The sequence below is a fragment of the Streptomyces sp. SCSIO 30461 genome, assembly GCF_037023745.1.
Lineage (GTDB): Bacteria > Actinomycetota > Actinomycetes > Streptomycetales > Streptomycetaceae > Streptomyces.
In genome coordinates, this window is the sequence record NZ_CP146101.1 from 497,100 (window position 1) to 518,546 (window position 21,447).

Sequence of the window (21,447 nt, forward strand, 5' to 3'; positions counted from 1 at the left end):
GACAGTGCAGACGGCCTCGCCAGTCAGCACCCTCAAGTGACATTCCAGCCGCTTCCCCGCGTCCTGACCGAATGGGGCGCGGCGGGGCTGGATGCCCGTCCGTCTGAACCCCGGCTACGTGGCTGCGAGACGACCTATGCCATGACGCATGAAGGAACCTCGGCCGCACCCCGGCCTAGTCCAAGGGTGCCCGCTCAGAGTCCATAAGCGCAGGTGAAACGACGCGTGGGGTGAGCCCGCTGTGAGCCCGGACGCCTGCGGACGGGGCATCACGGGTCGGTGGTCGGGTGGCTGGGGCACCCAGCCTGACCAGCCGGAACGGCATGGACAGGAACGGAGCCCCAGCCGACATCACTCGGGCTCCTCGACTTTTAATCCGTTGGTTGTGGGTTCGAGTCCCACACGGCCTACTCGCTCAGCACCTGGTCAGGGACCACCCGGCCGGGTGCTGCTCTCGTTGAAGTAGGGCACATCGGGCTCCTGCTCAGCCAATGCTCAGCCGAAGTGTTAGTGATCATGCGTCTGATGGCAGGCATGAAGAAGCCCCGACCAGCCTTCGTTGGGACGGGGAGGGCTGACCGGGGCGGTCGGGGGGCTACGCGCGGGCGGCGAGGAGGTCCTGCGCCTGGTGCAGCTGCTCGGCGTCGTCGAGGGTGAGCCGGCCGACGTGGAGCCGGTCGTAGCCGTACATGGTCTTGCCGAGCTCGACTGTGCGGTCGACGTCCAGCTGCCAGGCTGCGGCCTTCAACTCGAGCGTGCCCGGCTTGGGCATACCGCGGCCGGACCAGCCCGTGCAGATGAGCCAGCGCGCCTCGGCGAAGTCGGAACCGTTCGACGAGCCGTACAGGCGCTGCGGCTCGTGTCGGGCGGCCACGTCCATCAGGGACACGTCGGGGATTCCCGGGACGGGTACATAGCCGACGACGGCGGTGTCCCCGAGGGCGCCGGTGGCCGTGTAGGCGAGCACGCAGTACCCGTCGGGCCAGAGGTGCAGCAGCGGAAGGACGGTCACCCTGCCGGTGCCCTCGATGGTTCTTGCCACGCTTTGGTCCCCTCGTTCTGTGAGTGGCCCGGCACCACAGGGTGCCGGGCCGGTGGTGCGTCACGCGGTGAGCATCAGCCGGTCAGTACTGGCGGCCGTCGTCGGAGTCGCCGGTGGGCGGGTTGCCGCCCTTGCCGTCGTCCTCGCCGCCGCCGAGCTTGACCACATCGAGGCGATACCTCATGGTGACCTCCGGGTGTGCTGTCAACGAGGAGTCCGTCTCCTCGTCGTCGTGCACCTGCTGCGGGCCCGCTCGTTGGGTTGGGCCCGGCTCCGTCTCGGCCGTGGTCCTGCCAGGGAATTCCGGCCGGGGCGGAGGTCTATGGCCCGCCTGTCGCCGCGTCCGCCGTCGGTGGGCGACAGGCGGGAGATCAAGGGGTGTTGGCGCCGTCTGCGGCTGAGCTGAGGCTCTCGTAGTGGTCGCACAGCGCCAGCACCGCCATGGCGACCTTCCGCGCGTGCCGGCGCACAGCCGCGGGCCCGATCCCGGGCGGTGTGGTCACCCGCCGGCACGCCCCGTCCACGGCGACCTGCGCCACCTGCGCGGGCACGTCGCCGAGCGGGGCACGGCGGATCAGCTCTTGGATCTCGGGGACCATCAGGTACACGAAGCCGCACATCGCGGGGACGAGGTCCGCAGACGTGGTCTCCTCGTCGGCCATCACCTGGCGGGCGACATCCCGCATGGTGGTGATGTCGGGCGGAGCTGATGGTGTTCCTTGCGGTGTCGCCGGCAGTGGAGGCATCGCTGGCGTCGAACTCCGCACATTGGCCTTCACGATAGGGCTCCCTCAACTACGCTGAGTTGCTCACTGTCACTGAGGCGAGCGTAGGAAGCGGTGCGCTGCGGAAGTAGTGACAACGAGTACGGGTTTCCACCGCTGCTGAAGGCCAAGAGGGGCAGCCATGGGCAGTAGCAACCGGTCAACCCCGACCAACGGTCAGGGAACGGCCGCACGCCAAGGCGGCATCGTCTCCGGCTACGTACTACGACTGGTACGCGAGCAACTCGGCTACATCCAAGAGACCCTGGCAGAACGCCTGCGCGTAGCCGCCGACACCATCGCCGGATGGGAGTCCGGTCGCCGCCCCCTCACCGCCGTACCGGTCGGACAAATGCTCATCCACCGGCACCGACTTCTCCAACTCGGGGCCGCTCCTCCGCTCCTCCTCGCCCTCGAACGGGCAATGGAGGCCGATGTGCTGCTGTCGAGCACGCTGGGCGGCGACACCCCGGCGGAGCAAGACCCGCTCGGTGCATGGGTCATGCAACGTGATCTCGTGGAGGTGCTCACCTGGCCTCTGAACGGCGTGGCGCCCACTCCGCTCCGAGACTTGCCTGCGCCAGCCCGACCGCGCCGAGGCCCCGTGCCCAAGGGACCTGAGCTCGCGGCGGCAGACCGAAAGCAGTTCTTCTCACGAGTGCGGCGCACTGCCGAGTGCGCGCGCAGAGCCGAACACTTCCTGCTCCGCCGACAAGCCCTCTACCTGGCCGGGTACGACTCCGCTCCGGACACCGGAGAATGGCTTGCCCACCAGCAACGCACAGAGCGCCCCGACGACTGGCTGACCCGGTGGCTCAACGGCCGCTCCGTTGCAGCCGTCGCGGCCCGGCAAGGCGACCGCGACCGCATGGCCTACTTCATCGACACACTCGATGGAGACGCCGCGAGTGAGGCTGCGAACCTCAACTACTGGGCGTATTGGGTGGGCGAGTCCCCGCACGTGCAGCTGTCGGACGACTTCATCGCCACCGAAGACCCGGGCATCTGGCCCGGACAGAAGCTGCTGCGCCACCTCGTCCGCGGACTCAACCCCGACCATGGATTCGTTGATCTCAACATCCACACCCTGTGGGCGCTCCTCGCCGCTCGCCCGAGCCTCCTCCGCGCCAGCGGGGCAAGCCGCGCCTTACGTGATCGACTCCCCGTGATGTTGGATAGCCGCGTGCTGTCGGCGAGAGCCCGCCGCGAGCTTGAGAACATTCGGTACGCGATCCGCCTCTCCGAGGCGTGAGAGGAGACCAGCTGTGGCTGACGACCTGGCCGGGGTGGCGCACTTCCTGTACGAGGCCGGCACGCTCAAGCAGACGCGCCGCACAGGCTGGTGGATGGCCGGGGTACGCGACCCCGAGACCGTGGCTGAACACTCCTGGCGCACCTCGCTGATCGCCTCGATCATCGCGCAGCTTGAAGGCGCCGATCCTGCCCGCGCGGCATTCCTCGCCGTGTGGCACGACTCGCAGGAGACACGTACCGGCGACGTGAACTATCTCGGCAAGAAGTACTCGACTGAGGTTGACCCACAGGCTGTGACTGCGGACCAGGTGGCCGACATGCCGGAGCAGCTGGCCGTCATGGTGCGCGATCTCGTCGCGGAGTACGAAGCCAAGGAGTCCCGCGAAGCCATCTGCGCGCGCGACGCGGACAAGCTTGAATGCATGCTCCAAGGCCTGGAGTACCGGTCGCAGGGCTACGAGAGCGCACAGCGGTGGATCGACAACAGCCGTGGTCGCATCGTCACGGAGACGGGCCAGCGGCTGGCAGACGAACTCCTGACGCGGGGGCCGTTGGACTGGTTGCGCGCCGCGTTGGGTGAGCAGCCTTCGGCCTGAAACGCGAAGAACGCCCCCTGCCCGGTCCCGTAGGACCAGACAGGGGGCGCATGCTCAGCGGCCGGCGATGAACTGCCTGCGCCATGCGGTGCGTACGGCGGGTTCCGCAACCCGATCGGGTTTCACCGTCCGGGGCGCCAGTCGGCTTCAGCCGATGGCGTCCGCGGCTGACGAGGGCCAGCGCTCCAGTAGGAAGTGCAGCGCGTCGATATTGCGTTCCCAGGACGCCTGGACGTCGCGGGTGTCCTGGAAGCCGCCGCCTGCCTCGATGCTGCAGTAACCGTGGAAAGCACCGCGCAACAGCCTTACGGCGTCGGTGAGATCGGGTTCGGTCAGGTGGTACGCGCGCAACATGGCGTATGTGGCTTGGCTCATCCGCAGGTGCCCGAGGGAACCGGTGGTGACCTCGGGGGTGAGCGGGATCTGGGCGGCCGCGTAACGGCCGGGATGGTCCAGCGCGAAGGATCGGTACGCGGCGGCGAAGGCGGTCAGGGCGTCCCTGCCTGCGCGGCCCGCGACGGCCGTCGTGACGCGGTCGCCGAACTCACGGGCGGCGAGCAGCGCGACACGGGTGCGCAGGTCTGCCGCACTCGTCACATGGGAGTACAGGCTGGCGTCCTTCACACCGAGGCGGCGTGCCAGCGCGGAGACGGTGAGGCGGTCGAGGCCGGTCTCGTCCGCGAGGTCCGCTGCTGCCTCGACGACGCGCTCGGCGTTGAGTCCGGCACGGGGCATGCGCTGTCCTCCTTCCGGTACGCGCCACGGCGCGAGCACAGGTACCTAGAGAGCTTAATCGTTTGCCTAATACCTCTAGGAAAACCTAGCGTCGTGGGCATGAAGGCACTCACCGAGCAGGAGATCAGGGCGTCGTTCGTCAATTGTTCGAAGGGTGAGGCCAGACGTCTGGCCGTGCCGCGTGACCTCTACGAGCGTCCCTGGGACGACCTGGACTTCCTTGGCTGGCGAGATCCCGCGGCACCCGACCGCTGCTGTCTCGTCACAGAGCGGGACGGCCGGATCATCGGGGTGTCCCTGCGCTTCCCGTCGCGGCAGCGCGGCTATCTGCACCGCAGCATGTGCTCTCTCTGCCTGACCACCCACCCCGGGGACGGCGTCTCCCTGATGACGGCCCGCAAGGCCGGTCCCGAAGGCCGGGAAGGGAACTCGGTCGGGGTGTACATGTGCACCGACCTCGCCTGTTCCCTCTACTCGCGGGGGATCAAGGCCCCGGCGCCCGGTGGCCGGATGAAGGAGTCCCTCACGGTGGAGCAGCAGGTCGAGCGTACTCGGAGCAATCTCTTCGGCTTCCTGGACGCGCTCGGCGGGTGAGTTTCGCCCGGACGTGCGGCCCGCCGTCGTGGTGGCAAGACTGGAGGTATGGCTACCAAGGCACGCCTGGAAGGCGGACCGGACGACCTGCAGGGGAAGGTCGTGCCGATCACGCCGCCAGGACGCGAACTGAAGATTCCGCACCGTGGCGGCTATGAGCACTTCAAGGCCACCACGCGACACGAGGACAGCGCCGAGGGGCGGCTGACCGTGTACGAGTGGTGGGAGCGGACAGAAGTCGCCGAGTAGTCGCCGGAGGGTGCGGATCCGCCGGGTCGGTGGGACAGCCCGCCGCGCTGGTACGGGAGGCGATCTGCGCCGTACGGGGTACGAGAGGGGCCTTCTCGCGGGTCGCACGGAAAAGTGGTGTGGATCTTGCTCCGCATGGCGTAAGGTTGTGTTCACCGACGCGGGGTGGAGCAGCTCGGTAGCTCGCTGGGCTCATAACCCAGAGGTCGCAGGTTCAAATCCTGTCCCCGCTACTGAAGCAGAGGGCCCGGATCCAGCAGCATGCTGGATCCGGGCCCTCTGTCTGTGTGTTGTCGGGCCTTGTGGCGGCTTGGCCGCTGGTGAGGGTCGGCCGCTTAGCCCGGTTGGCCGACGGTGACTCGCCCCGCGGCGCGGCTGAGGCCAGCCTTGGTGGTGCGCGGATCCGTCCGCGGCCGTGGGCGGATCGGCGGGAGAGCAGTCTTGGCACAGTACGACGGCGGCGAGGGACCCCGGCCGAGAAGCGGCGGCCGTGTCCTCGTGCTGCTGCTGCCCTGGCTGACGATCATCGCCGGTTTGGTCTTCGACCTGTTCACCCCGGAGACGTACCGCGCATCACCGTTCTTCGCCGCCGCCCCGCTGCTCGCCGCCCCGTTCTACACATGGCGCGGCACCCTGGTGACGACGGCTGCCGGTGTGCTGACCGTGCTGGGGCTGAACGTCTACAACGGCACCTTGGGCCAGGTGCCGCCGGCGACTGAGGTTTTCACCGTGCTCACGGTGTCGATCGTCGCCCTCTACATCAACCGGGTACTCCGCCGCAGTGGTGAGCGGCTCGCCTCCGCCCGTGTCATCGCGGAGGCGGCCCAGCGCGCCGTGCTGCCCGAACCGGCCGAGCGTATCGGTGGGCTGAATGTGGCCGCACGGTACGAGGCGGCGCAGGCGGACGCGTTCATCGGCGGTGACCTGTACGCCGTCCAGAACACCGCGTTCGGTGTCCGTCTGATCGTCGGCGACGTCAGGGGAAAGGGGCTGGACGCGGTCGAGGCGGTGGCGGTGCTGCTCGGAGCGTTCCGCGAGGTGGCCGATGAGGAGCCCTCCTTGGAAGGGATCGCCCAGCGCCTGGAGCGGGCGCTGGCACGGGGGGACAGCCGCCCGCACGGACTCGACCGGGTGGAGGGGTTCACCACGGCGGTGCTGGCCGAGATCCCGCGCGACGGGAGTCGCGTCCGGGTGGTCAACCGGGGCCATCCGCCTCCGATCGTCATGTACGCGGACGGCGCGCTCTACATGCTGGAGCCGAGCCAGAACGCGCTGCCGCTCGGAATGGGGGATCTCGCCCACTGGCCGGACCACGTGGACGAGGCGCCGTTTCCGGCCGGAGCGACGCTGCTCCTGTACACGGACGGGCTGTCCGAGGCCCGCGACCGGCACGGCACCTTCTATGATCCGCGGGCGCGGCTCGGGGGTCTGGTCTTCCCGGGGCCCGACGAGCTGCTGGACGCGGTGGTGGCCGATGTGCGGCGGCACACGGGTGGCGGCCTGGCGGACGACATGGCATTGCTGGCGGTCGCCAGGCCGGGTGTGCATCAGCCGGTAGGGAACAGGTCGGTGCCGGTTGCGTCCTGAGGCCTGTGGGTGGCCCAGAGGCGCCTTGTCGCTCCGGTTGGTCCGGCCGGTCCGCCCTGGTCAGTCGGCTCCCAACGTCTGAGCTTGATGAATCATCAGATATTCAACGGTGAACAATGTGTCGTGAGGGGCGGTCAACTTGCCCTATTTGCTCACCTGATGGGCGTTAAGTCCAGGCCGAAAATAGTTAATGATCAAGGGGGACGGCTTGGAATGGAGCGTCGGCGTCTATTAACGTTCGATAACGCAGCACGGTCGTCCCAGTCGTCGCAAGAGGCGGCACCGTGCGCATGCGCCGAATCCCGCAAGGGAACCGGGGAACCACCATTTGGGGTGAATCGGGTACTTCAGGGTGCCTGTAGGAGACCTTCCTGCTCCGAACCCGTCAGCTAACCCGGTAGGCGAGAAGGAAGGAAAGGAGCACGCCTCCGTGGCGTCCAACGAGCCTGCCCTCCAGGGGATTCCCACCACCGAGTGGGCCCCGGCCGCCGAGTGGATTCCTTCCGACGGGACGGAGGAGTGGAATCCGACGGAGGAGTCCCTCCGCCCGGTCCGCGGCAGGCACCGTGTCGTCAAACAGCGAGGCGGCGGTCTCGCCCGGAGCTCCACCGTGCTCGGTGTGGGCGTGATCGCCGCTGTCGGCGCGGGCGGCATAGCCACCGCGCAGGACAAGCCGGCCGTCTCCATATCCCTGCCCGACAGCATCAAGGACAACCTTCCGGACGCCCAGTCGCTGCCGGGCGTGGCCTCCCTGATGTCGGAGTCCTCCGACGACTCCGACGACTCCGACGAGCAGGGCGCGGGCGGGGCGGCCGACGCACCGCTCTCGGCGATGTCCGTCGCCACCACCGCCGGTACAGCCGAGCAGACCGGGGCCCAGCAGACCACCGCGGGCGAGGCGCTGCGCGCCCGTATCCTCCAGCAGGCCGAGCAGCAGCAGGCCGGGGTGGAGGCCGAAGCGAGGGCGGCAGCCGAGAACGCCGCCGCCGAACAGGCCGCTGCCGAGGCGACGAGGCAGCAGTCCGCCGCGGAGGCCGCAGCCGCCGAGGCCAAGCGCAAGGCGGAAGAGGAGGCTGCGGAGGCCGCAGCGGCTGCGGAGGCCGCCCGACTCGCCGAGCTGGCCGGGCGCTACGCGCTGCCGACGTCCTCGTACACCATCACCTCCACCTACGGTGAGTCCGGCTCCATGTGGTCGTCCGGCCAGCACACCGGCCTCGACTTCGCGGCGCCCACCGGCACCCCCGCGAAGGCCGTGCACGGCGGCACGGTCAAGTCGGCGGGCTGGTCCGGGTCGTACGGCTACCGCGTGGTGCTGGAGCTCGAGGACGGCACCGAGATCTGGTACGCCCACCTGTCGTCGATGAGTGTCAGCGCGGGCCAGAAGGTCGGGACGGGCGACACCGTCGGACGCGTCGGCGCGACCGGCAATGTCACCGGGCCGCATCTGCACCTTGAGGTGCACACCCCGTCCGGTGCCGGCGTGGACCCGGCCGCCTGGCTGCGGGACAAGGGCCTCAGCATCTGAAGCACCGTGCAGCACCGCACCCGGGGTGCCTGGCCCGACGGCGGCTCAGGCGCCACGGGTGCGGTGCTGCACGCGCTTCGTCCGCTTCCTCGCCCATTCACCCGCGATAGGGGTTGTAGCCCTCGTAGTCCCGGTGCGGCGGAGGAATCCGGACGCGCCCCGTCGCTCGCGCCGCGTAGGTTAGGGCCGGTGACGCGACATGCTTGCGCTGCCACAGGTGATGCAGCAGCTCCTGCTCGCGTGCGGTGAAGTCCGGTCCTGCCGTGCCCTGGTGCGCTCGGTGGCGCAGGAACGCCAGCGAGGTGGCGAACCCCTCGTACTCGGACACGGCACGGGCCGCCGCGCTCCCATGAACACGCGCCGCCGCGTCCCGGGCCAGCGTGCGCGCCCGCATCGAGGACAGGGCGAGCGGCTCGGCGGGGGAGATCCAGCCCGCCGCCGCGTACGGGGGAAGCTGGGTCGCGACCGTGTGCAGTTCGCGCTGCCTGCTCCAGACCGCGAGCCATGTGAGCAGTGCGAAGGCCGGGACCATGAAGAGCCCGTACACCGCGAAGAAGCCCCAGGGGCCGAAGACCGCCGAGCCGTTCCACAGGGCGTGCACGCCTATCGCCAGGGTCAGGCCGAGCAGCGGCAGCACGGTCCGGCGCAGTCTCCGGCGGCGGGCGGTGAGTGCGGCGGCACCGAAGCCGATGCCGGTCAGCACGGTGAACAGGGGATGGGCGAACGGCGACATCAGGATGCGTACGACGAACGTCGCCGCTGTCCCGGAAGCGAAGCCCGAGCGGCCGAACTCCTGGTCCTCCAGGAAGGCGTTGCCGAGATAGAGGATGTTCTCGGTGAACGCGAAGCCGGTCGCGGTGAACCCGGCCACCACGACCCCGTCCACGATCCCGGTGAAGTCCTTCCTGCGCAACAGGAAGATGAGCAGCACGGCCGCGGCCTTCGCGCTCTCCTCCACCACCGGCGCGATGATCGTGGCACCGATCGTGTCGGCCGATCTCGGATCGGCGGTCGCGGTCGCTATCCACTGGGTGGCGAAGGAGTTGGCGATGATCGCGATGAGCGCGGCGGCGCAGGCCCCCCAGGCGAAGGCGAAGAGCAGATTCCGCCATGGCCCCGGTTCCACGCGGTCCAGCCACCGGAACGCCGCCATCAGCAGCGGGACCGGCAGCAGGGCGAGAGCGAGACCCACTGCGAACCCCTCGGTGCCGGTCTGCTCGCGCACCAGCGCCAGGATGACCAGACCGCACAGGGCGAGCAGGGTGATCACGGTCCAGGCGCGCACCGCCGCGCTGCGCCAGAGTGCCCGGCGCGGTTTGTAGCGCCAGCGCGCAGGCTCCGGCACGGCGTCGAAGAGCAGCTGCTCGTCACACGCCGGGATGGCGGGGTGGGGCGCCGTGGGATACGGCTGCCTGATCCGGTCGGACACCTGACGACCCTAACGACCGCCACCGACAGCCGCGATGCGTTATCCGGCAATTCCGGATGTGTTACCGCGCACGTTCGGGCCCGGCCGGGCGCCGCGCGCCTGGTGCGGGCGGGTGGGGCCGCTGCCGTGTGCATGGTGCGGGCGTGGTGCCTGGTGCCGGGGGTCGGTCACCCGGCCTTGCGGCGGAACAGAAGGTCGTGCACCACATGCCCCTTCTCAAGGCCCTGGCCTTCGAACCGGGTCAGCGGACGGAAGGAGGGCCGGGGCGCGTAGCCGCCGTCGTCCTGGGTGTTCTCGAATTCCGGATGAGCCGAGAGCACCTCGAGCATCTGCTCTGCGTACGGCTCCCAGTCGGTGGCGCAGTGCAGCACCGCACCGGGCCTCATCCGGGTCGCGGCGAGGGTGAGGAAGTCCGGCTGGATCAGCCGCCGCTTGTGGTGGCGCTTCTTGGGCCAGGGGTCGGGGAAGTACACCCGCAGCCCGTCGAGCGCGCCGGGAGCGAGCATTTCGCGCAGCAGGATGATCGCGTCGCCGTTGGCCACCCGGACATTGCTCAGGCCCATGCGCTCGGCGAGACCGAGCAGGTTGCCCTGCCCCGGGGTGTGCACGTCGACGCCGAGGATGCCGGTGGCGGGGTCGGCCGCCGCCATCCGGGCGGTCGCCTCGCCCATCCCGAAGCCGATCTCCAGGACCACCGGCAGGCCGTCGAACAACTCGCCGAGGTCGAGGGTCCGGAGGCCGTCGATGTCCAGACCCCAGGTGGGCCAGAGCCGCATCAGAGCGTCGCCCTGTCCCGCGGTCACCCGGCTGCGACGAGGCTGGAAACTGCGGATCCGCCGCTCGTGGTGCGATCCGGCAGGGTCGGCGGCCGGACCGCCCGGAAACCGCGGCTCCCCCTTGGCGCGGGGCGCGGTCGCGGACGCGGCGATTCGTGCCATATCGGCCCGCTCCGCCCGCTGCTCCTGGTCCTCCCGATCGGACCCGTCGGCGCCATCCGGCGCGGAGCCACTGTGCGCGGGGGTGCCTTGCAGGGGGGTGCTTGGCGCAGGGGTGCTTGGCGCGGGGACGCTCCGCATGGGGGCACTCTGCATGGTGACGTTCTCGAGCTCAGACACAATGCCCCGATTGTACGGCTGCCCGGAGTGCGGTGGTCTGGGCTTGATGTGGCATATGTCGCCTCAGGGCAGCAGTGCCAGTGCCCGGCGTGCCACCTCGAGGCCGATCGGCAGCGACGCGGTCGCCGCCGGCGACGGGGCATTCAGGATGTGCACCGTGCGCGGGGCCTGCCGGATGAGGAAGTCGTCCACCAGAGTGCCGTCCCTCAGCACCGCCTGCGCCCGCACTCCCGCGGCGACGGGCCGCAGATCGTCCTGGGTGACCGCGGGAAGCAGTCGGGCGACCGCGTCCGCGAAGGCGCGCTTCGACAGCGAGCGGTGCAGCTCGCCCGCGCCGTAGCGCCAATGCCGGCGCGCTATCCGCCAGGAACCGGGCCAGCCGAGTGTGCCGGCGAGCTCCCGAGGGTGGACGGTGGCCCAGTCGTATCCCTCGCGGGCGAGAGCCGGTACCGCGTTCGGCCCGACATGCACGCCGCCGTCGATTCCCCGGGTGAGGTGGACCCCGAGGAACGGGAACGCCGGGTCCGGCACCGGGTACACCAGTCCGCGCACCAGCTCGGGACGGGTCAGCTCGTAGTACTCGCCCCGGAAGGGCACGATCCGCATCCCGGGATCGTCGCCTGTCAGCCGGGCCACCTGGTCGCAGTGCAGCCCCGCCGTGTTCACCAGCGCCTTTGCCCGGACGATCCGTCCGGTCGAGGTGCGCACGGCCACCCCCCAGGACCGCCGGTCGACGGCCTGGACCTCTTCTCCGTAGTGGATACGCGTGCCCGAGTCGCCCGCCAGCTCCGCGAGTCGCGTCGCGACCGCCCTGAAGTCGCACACACCCGTCGTGCCGACATGGATCGCCGCGACTCCGCGCACCTGTGGCTCGTACTCCGCCATCTGCGCGGGGCCCAGCTCGCGCACCGGGATCCCGTTCTCCCTGCCGCGCTGGACCAGGGCGTGCAGCCGGGGCAGCTCATCGCGGTCCGCGGCGACGATCAGCTTCCCGGTGACGTCGTGCGGGATCCCGTGCTCAGCACAGAACTTCACCATCTCCGCGGCGCCCCGTACGGCGAAACGTGCCTTCAGCGATCCGGGCCGGTAGTAGATTCCGCTGTGGATCACCCCACTGTTGCGCCCCGTCTGGTGTCGGGCGGGGCCGGTCTCCTTCTCCAGCACGACCACCGAGGTGCCGGGCGCCGAGCGCGTCAGGGCATACGCCGTCGACAGGCCGACGATCCCACCCCCGACGACCAGCACATCGCAGTCGTGGCCACGCTCACTCGCCGCTGTCATCCCACACCTCCACCCAGATGATGCCCTGGCCCACTGACAGCGCGGTCAAACCAGGTCGCGCGGTTCCCCGAGGTGCTGTTGATCACTCGGACCCGGTGCTCACGCCGGTGCCGCCAGCAGCGGCCGGGCCCGCTCCCTCAGCTCCGCGACGCGCGGCTCGTCTCCGTACGGCTCGAGCCGGTGCAGCAGATCCCTCACGTACTCGGTCGTCCGCGCCGACGAGATGCGGCCCGCGACCTCCACCGCCCGCGTGCCGGCCGCGCATGCCGCGTCCAGATTGCCCGACTCCAGTTCCGCGACGGCGCTCACCACCAGCCGCAGCCCGTGCGACCGTACGAACTCGTCCGTCGGCCGGGACAGCGCCTGCTCGGTGAAGCGGCGCACCTGGCGGGGCGCCTTCAGGTCCCGGTAGCACTCGGCGGCGTCGGCCGCGAAGCGGTCGTATGAATAGAAGCCGAGCCATGACGGGTCCCCATCACCGGGACGGGCACGCTCCAGCCAGCTCTCCGCGGCCCTCAGCGCGGCACCGGCAGCCGTCGAGTCGCTCGCCTTGGCGTGCGCCCTGGCCTCCACCAGGCGGAAGAAGCTCATCGTCCGCGCGGTGGCGAGGCCGCGGTTGCGCTCCGCCGCGGCCTGGGCCAGGTCGACGCCCTCGTCGGCGAAGCCCCGGTAGGTCGCCTGGAGGGACATCGACGCCAGCACGTATCCGCCGAGCGGGACGTCGGCTGCGGCTCTGGCCAGGCGCAGCGCCTGGATGTAGTAGCGCTGTGCCGCCTCCTGCTGGCCCGTGTCGAAAGCCATCCAGCCGGCCAGCCGGGTCAGCTCGGCGGTCGCGCCGAACAGGGCGCGGCCCACCTCGTCCGAGTACGAGCCCAGCAGCAGCGGCGCGGCGTCGACCCGCAGACACTCGGGCACCATGGAGGAACGCCAATCCCCCCCGCCGTACTTGGAGTCCCAGCGGCGTGCGTCCTCCGCGGCCTCGCGCAGCTTGGCGACATCGGCGTGGCCCACCCGTACGTGCCCGTCCTGGCCGTCGCGGGCGTCGTGGTTGTCGTCGGCCGCGCCAGAGGCCCCCGGGGGCATGCCTTCCGGCCCGCCGTCCGCGAGGCGCTCCTCGCTCCGCTCCCCGGCCCGGCTGCCTCCCACCTCCCGCTCCACCGACGGGTCGGCCGGGGTGATCAGCCAGCGGGAGGCGGGCGTGGCGTACGCGCTCACCGCGAACGAGCCGGCCAGCGACTGCCAGATCCCGCCGCCCCCGGCTCGCCGTCCGGCCAGGTCGAGCCGGTAGAGCTCGGTGGCCGCCTTCACCGCCTCGCCGATGTCACGCGGGAAGGCGAGCCCGACCTCGGGCGCCGGGTCGGCGTCGGCGAGGCCGATCTCGTGCAGGGGAACCGGCCGACCGAGTTTCTGCCCGATGGCCGCCGCGATGAGATGGGGCGCGGCGCCCTGGGGAACCATGCCCTTGGAGACCCACCTGGCCACCGACGTCTTGTCGTAGCGCAGGGTCAGACCGCGCTGGGCTCCGAGGTCGTTGACGCGCCGGGCGAGGCCGGCGTTGCTGATTCCCGCGAGGGCGAGAACGGTGCCGAGTTTGTCGTTCGGCCCGCGTTGCTCTCTGGACATGCGCCACCCCTCGACACACAGACGGCCGCCGGGGCGCCCGGCCGGGCGCGCACGGCATTCGTACCGCGTGCTCCCCGGGAGGTGCGGCATCCACCGCTGGAATATGCACCCCTGCGGAGAACAGCGGTGCCACACAGCGTAGTTCGCCGAATCCTGACCGTTAAGGGGTGGTGTTCCGTATGGCGAGATTATTGTGGGTTCGGGTTCAGGCGCGGTTCAGTTCCGGAGCCGGGCGCGGCCATGCCGGTCCGCCGCACCGTGCTCCCGCCGTGTGGCCGTGCGCCCGTCCGTGCGCTCTCGTCCGGGAGTGGCCGCGGCGCTTCGATGAGTCCTGCGTGGGTCGGCCCACTGGCACAGGGATCCAGTGGGCTGGGGGACACCGTCGCCTCAATTCCCCGCAGGCGGCGGACCGGTCCGGGAGGCGGAGGACGTCTCCCGGACCGTGCGTACCGGTCCCATACCCCCGTACTGGCGTTCGGTTTCCGGATCTTCGGAGATTGGCCGAATGCCGCCCCTACTCAGCCGCTCCGCAGCGCCTGCGGCCCTGCCTCCGGCGTGTCATCCACGATGCCTATGCCGGGGGCGCGTTCACTTTCTGCGTATGCGACCCGCAGCACCTCCTGCGCGCCGTCTGTCGTGGCAGCATGTCTACGTCGTCGTCTGTCGTCTGTCGTCTGTCGGCGTCTGTCGGCGTCTGTCGATGTCTTTCGTCGTCTGTCGACGTACGTCGCTGTGTTTCGGCGTATGCCGATCGTGATGGTGGCCCACAGGCTGTGGAGGCGCGATGCGGTGGCTGGTGGGGTGGAGCAGTATCGCCGCGAGCTTCGGTACGGCGGGTACGGCAGGCGCACCCGGTACGGCCGACGCAGTCGGTGCGGCCCGCGGAACAGGCCCGGGCGGACACCACGGCGACGGGCAACGCACCGTCCACCCCGTGGGCGCACAGCTGCTGTGGGGCGACCCCGATCCCCTCTGGGCCGTCGGCGACTGGCGGCCCGACGAGGTGCGTGTGATCACCGCCGACGGCAACCGCCTCGCCGTGTTCGGCTGTTGCGGCGCCAGCGACGAGGAGCTCCGGGTGGGGCTGCTCGCGGCACGTGGCGGGGCGCTGAGACACCTCACCTCCTGGCCCGGCAGTTACACCGCGGTGGCACAGGTCGGTCGGCGCATCACCCTTGCGAGTGATCTGGCCGGTGCGCGGCCCGTGTTCCACACCCCCTGGGCCGGCGGCACCGCATACGCCACCGCGGGGCTGCCCCTCGCCGACCTGATCGAGGCCCAGCTCGACATCGGATACCTCGCCGCGCTGCTCGCCTGTCCCGAGACTCCCGAGGCACTTCGCGACTCCACGCCGTACGTCGGTGTGAAACGGGTCCCGCCGGGACACGCGCTGATCCTTCGGGAGGGTTCACGCGAGATCACCGGATACGAACGGGTCGCCTCGCTCGCCATCGCCGCACCCCAACTGGAGGCCGGCCGTGCCATGGACGCGATGCGGGACGCGCTTGTGCAGGCCGTGCGCGCCCGGCTCACCGCTCCCCGGCACGCGCCGATGACCCTGCCGCCCGACCCCGGGCCGGTGCCCGGCATGGGCCCCGCAGAACGGCGGGCGGCTCGCGGGGCACCCGCACCCGGGATCGGAGCGGACCTGTCGGGCGGCAGCGCATCCGCGACCCTCGCGCTGCTCGCGGCGGGACTGCCCGGAGCGCCGGGCACGGTACTGGGCCACGGCACCGGCGCGGGCGAGCGGCTGCTCGCCGTCACGTTCAACGACCTGGCCGCCGGGGCGGGTCAGGAGGCCGAGCTCGAACGGGCCCGGCTGCTCGCCGAGAACCCCCGGCTGCACCATGTGGTCGTCGCCGCGGGTGAGGAGGCGCTGCCCTACGCCGACCTGGAGTCCGGTCCGCTCACCGACGAACCGGGACCGTCACTCGTACTGGCGGAACGGCACCGACGCCGACTCGCGGCGGGCAGCGCCGACCAGTTCACCGGCTTCGGCGCACGCCAGGTCCTGGACGCCCATCCGGCCCGGCTCGCCGACCTCCTGATGGACCGCCGACGCAGACCCCTGCTCAAGCCCGTATCGGCACTGGCCCGGGCCCAGGGCACACCGGGCGGAGCGCTGCTCGTTCCGCTCACCGTGTACCGGGCGGCCAGACGGCTGGCCCGTACGTCCTACCGCGCCGGTCTCGAGTCTGCGGCGGCGCACCTGTCGCAGGCGAACCGGGCCGCTGCACCCTCGGTGAACGGTCCGCTCGGAGCCTCTCTGGCCGCTCTCTCCTGGTCCCGGCCGGGACCGGCGGCGCGCTGGCTCACCGGGGAGGCACTCGCCGAAGTATCGGTTCGCCTCCAGACGGCGGCGACCCGCGCGACGGCGGTGCAGCGGCCCGGCGAGGCACGGGCACGTGCCGCGTTGGCCCGACACGCGATCGACCACCGTGTGCTGGAGCAGGCAGCGGAGGTGCGCAGCCAGCGGCTGCACGCCCCGTTCCTGGACAACCAGGTCGTACGGGCCGCCCGCGACCTCCCCGAGGCGATGAGGGTCCAGCCCGGAGCTCGGGCCGCGGTGCTCCGGTCCGTCCTCGCCGGCGCGGGCGTCCACGACCTTCCTCCCGGCTGGGGCGCTCCTTCCCCGGAGGCGGCGAACACCGCCACCCGCAGCGGCCTGCGGCTCGCGCTGCCCGAACTGCTGGCCCTTTTCGACACACCGCTGCTCGCCGACGCGGGCCTGGTCGAGGCGCGGGTGGTCCGCAAGGCACTGCGCGCGGCGTCGGAAGGCGAGCCGGTGCCCCTGGACGGTCTCGCCGACCTGGTCTCCACCGAGCTGTGGCTGCGCCGTCTGCTGGCGCGGCGCGGCACCTGCTGGACGGACACGGAGGGCCCGCGCCGGCGGGCCGTGGGCGGCGGCGTCTCCCGGGGCGGCCACGCCCTGGGCGCCTCCGGTACACGGGGCGGGCAGGTCACCCGTGGTGCCCGCACCCGGTGAGGCCCGTGCCCGGTGAGGCCTGTGCCCGGCCGGCGTACACCCCGCGGCATGCACCCCGTGATGCGCGACGTGGGGGTGACCGGGCGACGCGGCCGCCGAGCGAAAAGGAAGAGGTCTCCCCGCGCACCCTCCAGGACAATGGCCGCGTGCGGTATCTCATTCTCGGCGTCACCGAAGCCCGCGGTCCCGACGGTCGCACTCTCACCCTCGGCGGCCCGAAGCTTCGCGCGCTGCTCGCTGCGCTCGCCCTGCGGGGTGGGCGGGCCGCTTCCGTGGGGGACCTCGTCGGGGACGTATGGGACGGTGACGGACGCGGCGAGCCGCCTCACGACGCCCCAGCCGCGCTGCAAGCGCTCGTCGGGCGGCTGAGACGGGCCATCGGCAAGGAGGCAGTGCAGTCCACCCCGGGCGGCTACCGCCTGGCGGCGGAACCAGGCGATATCGACCTGTACGTCTTCGAGCGCCTCGTCCGCGCCGGCACCGCGCAGCTCGACGCGGGAGAGCCCGGAGCCGCGGCGGCCACGCTCGGCGAGGCACTCGCCCTCTGGCGGGGCCCCGCACTGGCGGACCTGCCGGGGAAGGGGGCGGGCGTACGCCCCGAGGCCCAGCGGCTCGCCGCCGTACGACAACGCGTCGAGGCCGAGTTGCGGTGTGGGGACACCCGAGGCCTGTCACCCGAGCTGGAGGAGCTGGTGTCGGCACATCCGTACGATGAGCCGTTCCGTGTCCAGCTCCTTCGCGCCCTGCGCGCCGAAGGACGGCATGCCGACGCCCTGACCGCGTACGAGGACGCCCGCCGCACCCTGTCCGACGACCTCGGCACGGACCCGGGACCGGAGCTGCTCCAGCTCTACGAACAGCTGCTCGAAGGCACCGCCCCGATGACCGCGATGCCGACAGCACCGGCACCCTCCGGCCGCCGCTCCGGGACCCCGGGGCCCGAGTCCGGAGGGAACCTCCGTCCCCGGCTCACCTCCTTCGTCGGCCGTGAGGCCGAACTCGAAGCGATCCGTGCCGAACTGACCCGCTCGCGACTCGTCACCCTCGTCGGTCCGGGCGGTGCGGGCAAGACCCGGCTCGCGGAGGAAGCCGCCGCCCCGTCAGAAGCCATGAGCGTCTCTGCGGCGGAGGTCGTGAAGCCCCCGGCCTGGCTCGCCGAACTGGCCCCGCTCGACCACCCCGACGCCGTCCCCGGAGCCGTGCTCTCCGCCTTGGGCCTGCGCGAGACCCACCTGATCACCTGGGAGGGGCAGGCGCCCCAGGATGACCCCACCGCGCAGTTGGTCGAACACCTCGCACACCGCGGCCTGCTGCTCATCCTGGACAACTGCGAGCATGTGATCGACGCCGCCGCGGCGCTCGCCGAGACCCTGCTCACCCACTGCCCAGGGCTGCGTATCCTGGCCACCAGTCGAGAGCCGCTGGGCGTTCCGGGCGAGGCCGTACGCCCTGTGGAGTCGCTGTCCCACGAATCGGCGCTGCGTCTGCTCGCCGACCGCGGCACCGCCGCCAACCCCCGCTTCCGGTTGGTGGACGACCCCGCGGCGGCGAGCGAGATCTGCCGCCGTCTCGACGGATTGCCGCTGGCTGTCGAACTGGCCGCCGCCCGGCTGCGGCTGCTCACCCCACGGCAGATCGCCGATCGCCTCGACGACCGCTTCCGGCTGCTGACCAGTGGCAGCCGGACCGTGATGCCCCGCCAGCAGACCCTGCGTGCCGTGGTCGACTGGTCCTGGGAGTTGATGGACGAGAGCGAGCGAGCGGTGCTTCGGCAGGTCTCCGTGTTCGCGGGCGGTTGGGACCTGGCCGCTGCCGAGGCGGTCACGGAAACCCCGGACGCCCCTGCGCTGCTCGGCGCACTCGTGGACAAGTCTCTGGTCACGGTGACTCCCGACGGCAGCGGCGAGATGCGCTTTCGGCTGCTGGAGACCATCCATGAGTACGCCGCCGAACGCGCCGCCGAGACACCTGAGCTGCGCGCAGCCGCCGAGCGCGCCCATACCGTCCACTTCACGGCGCTCGCCGAGCGGGCCGAGCCGGAACTGCGGTCGGCACAGCAGCTGCCGTGGATCCGCCGACTGGAGGCGGACCTCGACAACATCCGTGCCGCACTGCACCGTGCCACCGGTTCCGGAGCCGAGTCGTACGCGATCCGGCTCGCCCTGGCGATGGGCTGGTTCTGGTGGCTGCGCAACTACCGCTCCGAAGGGCTTGCCTGGGTCGACCGGGTGGTCGCCCTCGCGCCCGGCCCGGACGGCGATCCCGACGATCCCGACGACCCCCGCTACTGGCCCCGTATGGAACTGCGCATGCAGCAGCTCTACCTGGGCATCGAAGAGCGCTCGCAGAGTGATCTCGGCGATGACGCGGAAACCCAGCGCATCCTGCGTCGGCTACGATCCGCTTTCGCCGACGGCGGACCCGCGGCCGCTCGCCTCCCCGGTCTGATGTGGCCGTTCCTGGATTACCTCACCGCCGGCCCCGGTGGGACCCTGCCCGCGCTCGACGCGGCCGTCCTCAACTGTCGGCGTCACGGTGGGGAGTGGGAGACCGCCGTCGTCCTGATGTTCCGTACCCATCTGGCCATCGATCAGCGCGGAGGCTTCACATCCGTCGACGCCGACCTCGCCGAACTGCAGGCGATCAGCCGAAGGGTCGGGGACCGCTGGATCCGAGCCCATGTGGCGAGTGCCGTGGCGGAGGCGAGCTTGGTGCGCGGCAGGTTCGATGACGCGCGGGCCGCCTTCACCGAGGCGCTCCAGCTGGCGCGTGAGGTCGGCGCCCACGCCAAGGCGCCGTTCATGGTCGCGAGGCTCGCTGACCTCGACATGCGGCAGGGTGACACGGACGCGGCGGAGAAGGGACTGGCGGCGGCCGCGGACGAGGCCGTGCTCCACAACGTCCAGGACGCCCTGGGCTTCATCGACTTCCTGCGCGCGGCCATCGCCCTGGACCGCGGTGCGATCGAGCGTGCCCGGGAGTACGTGGACGCGGCCCAGGGCGCGTGCGGAAGGGGCACACCGCCCTCGCAGTTCGCGGCCGTACTCGACGCGCTTGAGTCGCGCGTCATCGTCCGGGAGGGCCGGGCGGACGCCGTGGCCATTGCCGCGCGGTTGGTCGCCGCCTCGCTGCGCAAGGGCAGGGACGCCCAGTGCTCGGAGCTCGTCGTGGCCCATATCGCGGAGAGCGCCGCGACGGTGCTGCCGCTGCTCGGGGAGGACCGGCTCGCGGTGCGGCTCGTCGCGGCGGCAGGCGCCTGGCGGGGCGAGTGCCCGAGGACGGTTGCCGAGTTGCGGATGGCGGATGAGGTCGAGTCCCGGGTACGGGCGGGCCTCGGTGACGAGGAGTTCGCTGCCGAGCAGACCGCCGGTGCCGAGCTCAGCCTCACCGAGGCCATCGAGGCGCTGGACGCCGCTGTTCCCTCCTGACCCGAGCTCCTGCTTGAGGGCAGTGGCCCACAGAAAGCGGCTCTGTCAAGTTTCGTCAGGACCAACGTTGCGGAGCGTGAGGCATCGCAGGTCAGCCGGGTAGGCGCGCGGCCCGCGCCGTGTGCCGACACGGCAACGGCCCCCGCCGTGTGGCGAGGGCCGGTGAATCAGAGTCGGGTCAAGGTCACACAGTGCGGAACTCGTCACGCTGGACGGCATCGACGAACGACGACCACGCCGACGGCTCGAAAGTGAGCGCCGGGCCGTGTGAGTCCTTGCTGTCACGGACGGGGATGATGCCTGAGTTGATGTAAGCCGGTGCCCACTCAACACAGTTGCCGCCTCCGTTACCGCTGTAGCTCGACTTGACCCACTCCGCGCGGGAGAGATCAGGGGTGGTGCTCATGTCGGTAGTGCCTCCATTAAGGACCGGATGAACGCCGCCGAGTCACCCGGCGACAGGGCGCATGCCCTGAGCAGATCGTAGGCCCGCTGACGCTCCGCGACGATGCTCAGGTCTTCCAGTAACGTCCCGGTCGTGATGCTCTCTTCGTAGGCCACCCGCGCGCCATCGTCCAAGGTCATCAGCGTCAGGGAACCCCCTACCAAAGGATGTCCCCCGTGTGTGAACGGGAGAACCTGAATCACGGTCGTTGGTGTGAGCGCCATCTCAGCGAGGCGGACGAGTTGTGCGTGCATGACCGACGGTCCGCCGAAGGCGCGCCGTAGCACTGCCTCATCGAGGATCAAGGAGAGGTCCGGCGGAGGGTCAGCCTCCAACCGGGCGTGCCGGATCATGCGAGCCGTGACCAGTTCCTCGATCTCGTCCCGTGTCGCCTTGGGATTGGATACGACGAACTGAGCACGGGCGTAGTCCTCCGTCTGTACGAGGCCAGGCACGATCTGCGGGCTGTACTCCTCGATGAGCACGGCCCGTGCCTCAAGCTCCATCCGGCGTTGGAACTGGTCCGGGTGGATTTCCTTGCTTGCAAGCCGGTACAGCTCCTCAAAGATTCCGTCTGTTCCAAAGGCCGCGTCCAGCATCGCCGGCAGTGACGGGGGCGGCATGGCTTCGGCCGTCTCGATGCGGGACAGGTGACTACGGCTGATCCTCACGACGTTTGACAGTCCCTCAAGGCTCATTCCCGCCCGCTCTCTGTGGGCGCGCATCTTCGCCCCGAACAGATGTCGGGCGCTTCGATCGGGTGTCAGTTCGCGTGGACGTGCCGGCACTGTCTC

At 70.7% G+C, this 21,447-nt stretch carries 17 protein-coding genes, 1 tRNA gene and 1 riboswitch; of the genes, 9 read left to right on the top strand and 9 right to left on the bottom strand.

Annotated elements, in window-relative coordinates:
* Positions 1 to 595: 595 nt before the first annotated feature.
* Positions 596 to 1,042, bottom strand: coding sequence for a hypothetical protein (locus V1460_RS02370; RefSeq protein WP_338671815.1), 447 nt, complete (start codon positions 1,040 to 1,042; stop codon positions 596 to 598).
* 371 nt (positions 1,043 to 1,413) lie between these two features.
* Positions 1,414 to 1,728, bottom strand: coding sequence for a DUF6415 family natural product biosynthesis protein (locus V1460_RS02375; protein ID WP_338671816.1), 315 nt, complete (start codon positions 1,726 to 1,728; stop codon positions 1,414 to 1,416).
* A gap of 220 nt (positions 1,729 to 1,948) precedes the next feature.
* On the opposite strand from V1460_RS02375, the gene V1460_RS02380 reads away from it, so the two are divergent.
* Both V1460_RS02380 and V1460_RS02385 read left to right on the top strand, forming a co-directional pair.
* Entirely contained in the window at positions 1,949 to 3,058 is a 1,110-nt protein-coding gene (locus V1460_RS02380; protein ID WP_338671818.1) for a helix-turn-helix transcriptional regulator, read from the top strand.
* A gap of 13 nt (positions 3,059 to 3,071) precedes the next feature.
* The gene (locus V1460_RS02385) at positions 3,072 to 3,656 is read left to right on the top strand and encodes an HD domain-containing protein (RefSeq protein ID WP_338671819.1); all 585 of its coding nucleotides are present in this window, start codon (positions 3,072 to 3,074) and stop codon (positions 3,654 to 3,656) included.
* Positions 3,657 to 3,803: 147 nt separating this feature from the next.
* Here V1460_RS02385 and V1460_RS02390 read toward each other — a convergent pair whose 3' ends face one another.
* Entirely contained in the window at positions 3,804 to 4,391 is a 588-nt protein-coding gene (locus tag V1460_RS02390; RefSeq protein WP_338671820.1) for a WHG domain-containing protein, read from the bottom strand.
* Positions 4,392 to 4,490: 99 nt separating this feature from the next.
* On the opposite strand from V1460_RS02390, the gene V1460_RS02395 reads away from it, so the two are divergent.
* The 5 genes from V1460_RS02395 (at position 4,491) to V1460_RS02415 (ending at position 8,346) form a co-directional block, all read left to right on the top strand.
* Positions 4,491 to 4,985, top strand: a complete 495-nt coding sequence (locus tag V1460_RS02395; protein WP_338671821.1) for an FBP domain-containing protein — start codon at positions 4,491 to 4,493, stop codon at positions 4,983 to 4,985.
* A 48-nt stretch (positions 4,986 to 5,033) separates the two neighbouring features.
* Positions 5,034 to 5,234, top strand: a complete 201-nt coding sequence (locus tag V1460_RS02400) for a DUF5988 family protein (RefSeq protein WP_338671822.1) — start codon at positions 5,034 to 5,036, stop codon at positions 5,232 to 5,234.
* Positions 5,235 to 5,393: 159 nt separating this feature from the next.
* Positions 5,394 to 5,467: transfer RNA gene (locus tag V1460_RS02405), tRNA-Met, on the top strand.
* A 208-nt stretch (positions 5,468 to 5,675) separates the two neighbouring features.
* Positions 5,676 to 6,821 (top strand): PP2C family protein-serine/threonine phosphatase, encoded by a 1,146-nt coding sequence (locus V1460_RS02410; RefSeq protein ID WP_338671823.1) that lies wholly within the window; start codon positions 5,676 to 5,678, stop codon positions 6,819 to 6,821.
* Positions 6,822 to 7,104: 283 nt separating this feature from the next.
* Positions 7,105 to 7,240: riboswitch (cyclic di-AMP (ydaO/yuaA leader) on the top strand.
* An 11-nt stretch (positions 7,241 to 7,251) separates the two neighbouring features.
* Positions 7,252 to 8,346, top strand: a complete 1,095-nt coding sequence (locus tag V1460_RS02415; RefSeq protein ID WP_407077383.1) for a M23 family metallopeptidase — start codon at positions 7,252 to 7,254, stop codon at positions 8,344 to 8,346.
* Between the two features lie 97 nt (positions 8,347 to 8,443).
* Here V1460_RS02415 and V1460_RS02420 read toward each other — a convergent pair whose 3' ends face one another.
* The 4 genes from V1460_RS02420 to V1460_RS02435 form a co-directional block, all read right to left on the bottom strand.
* Positions 8,444 to 9,775 carry a PrsW family intramembrane metalloprotease gene (locus V1460_RS02420; RefSeq protein WP_338671825.1) on the bottom strand — a complete coding sequence of 444 codons (1,332 nt, stop codon included), beginning with the start codon at positions 9,773 to 9,775 and terminating at the stop codon, positions 8,444 to 8,446.
* A gap of 167 nt (positions 9,776 to 9,942) precedes the next feature.
* Positions 9,943 to 10,713, bottom strand: a complete 771-nt coding sequence (trmB, locus tag V1460_RS02425; protein WP_338671827.1) for a tRNA (guanosine(46)-N7)-methyltransferase TrmB — start codon at positions 10,711 to 10,713, stop codon at positions 9,943 to 9,945.
* Between the two features lie 240 nt (positions 10,714 to 10,953).
* Positions 10,954 to 12,171, bottom strand: coding sequence for an L-2-hydroxyglutarate oxidase (gene lhgO / locus V1460_RS02430; protein ID WP_338671828.1), 1,218 nt, complete (start codon positions 12,169 to 12,171; stop codon positions 10,954 to 10,956).
* A gap of 99 nt (positions 12,172 to 12,270) precedes the next feature.
* On the bottom strand, positions 12,271 to 13,794 hold the full coding sequence (locus V1460_RS02435) for an MFS transporter (RefSeq protein WP_338671829.1): 1,524 nt from the start codon (positions 13,792 to 13,794) through the stop codon (positions 12,271 to 12,273).
* Positions 13,795 to 14,578: 784 nt separating this feature from the next.
* On the opposite strand from V1460_RS02435, the gene V1460_RS02440 reads away from it, so the two are divergent.
* Together V1460_RS02440 and V1460_RS02445 are read left to right on the top strand one after the other, a co-directional pair.
* On the top strand, positions 14,579 to 16,780 hold the full coding sequence (locus tag V1460_RS02440) for an asparagine synthase-related protein (RefSeq protein ID WP_338671830.1): 2,202 nt from the start codon (positions 14,579 to 14,581) through the stop codon (positions 16,778 to 16,780).
* 146 nt (positions 16,781 to 16,926) lie between these two features.
* Positions 16,927 to 20,208, top strand: a complete 3,282-nt coding sequence (locus V1460_RS02445; RefSeq protein ID WP_338671831.1) for a BTAD domain-containing putative transcriptional regulator — start codon at positions 16,927 to 16,929, stop codon at positions 20,206 to 20,208.
* A gap of 184 nt (positions 20,209 to 20,392) precedes the next feature.
* Here V1460_RS02445 and V1460_RS02450 read toward each other — a convergent pair whose 3' ends face one another.
* Positions 20,393 to 20,614: a DUF397 domain-containing protein gene (locus V1460_RS02450; RefSeq protein ID WP_338671832.1), complete on the bottom strand. Its 222-nt coding sequence runs from the start codon at positions 20,612 to 20,614 to the stop codon at positions 20,393 to 20,395.
* Positions 20,611 to 21,441 carry a helix-turn-helix transcriptional regulator gene (locus tag V1460_RS02455; RefSeq protein WP_338671833.1) on the bottom strand — a complete coding sequence of 277 codons (831 nt, stop codon included), beginning with the start codon at positions 21,439 to 21,441 and terminating at the stop codon, positions 20,611 to 20,613. Before V1460_RS02455 ends, V1460_RS02450 begins: the two co-directional genes overlap by 4 nt.
* Positions 21,442 to 21,447: the final 6 nt, after the last annotated feature.

What these genes read in the sequence shown, in the direction of transcription:
- V1460_RS02440 (WP_338671830.1), top strand. Translation starts at nt 14,579, where the DNA reads ATGCGGTGGCTGGTGGGGTGGAGCAGTATCGCCGCGAGCTTCGGTACG.
- V1460_RS02380 (WP_338671818.1), top strand. Translation starts at nt 1,949, where the DNA reads ATGGGCAGTAGCAACCGGTCAACCCCGACCAACGGTCAGGGAACGGCC.
- V1460_RS02395 (WP_338671821.1), top strand. Translation starts at nt 4,491, where the DNA reads ATGAAGGCACTCACCGAGCAGGAGATCAGGGCGTCGTTCGTCAATTGT.
- lhgO (WP_338671828.1), bottom strand. Translation starts at nt 12,171, where the DNA reads ATGACAGCGGCGAGTGAGCGTGGCCACGACTGCGATGTGCTGGTCGTC.
- V1460_RS02375 (WP_338671816.1), bottom strand. Translation starts at nt 1,728, where the DNA reads ATGCGGGATGTCGCCCGCCAGGTGATGGCCGACGAGGAGACCACGTCT.
- V1460_RS02435 (WP_338671829.1), bottom strand. Translation starts at nt 13,794, where the DNA reads ATGTCCAGAGAGCAACGCGGGCCGAACGACAAACTCGGCACCGTTCTC.
- V1460_RS02450 (WP_338671832.1), bottom strand. Translation starts at nt 20,614, where the DNA reads ATGAGCACCACCCCTGATCTCTCCCGCGCGGAGTGGGTCAAGTCGAGC.
- V1460_RS02400 (WP_338671822.1), top strand. Translation starts at nt 5,034, where the DNA reads ATGGCTACCAAGGCACGCCTGGAAGGCGGACCGGACGACCTGCAGGGG.
- trmB (WP_338671827.1), bottom strand. Translation starts at nt 10,713, where the DNA reads ATGGCACGAATCGCCGCGTCCGCGACCGCGCCCCGCGCCAAGGGGGAG.
- V1460_RS02390 (WP_338671820.1), bottom strand. Translation starts at nt 4,391, where the DNA reads ATGCCCCGTGCCGGACTCAACGCCGAGCGCGTCGTCGAGGCAGCAGCG.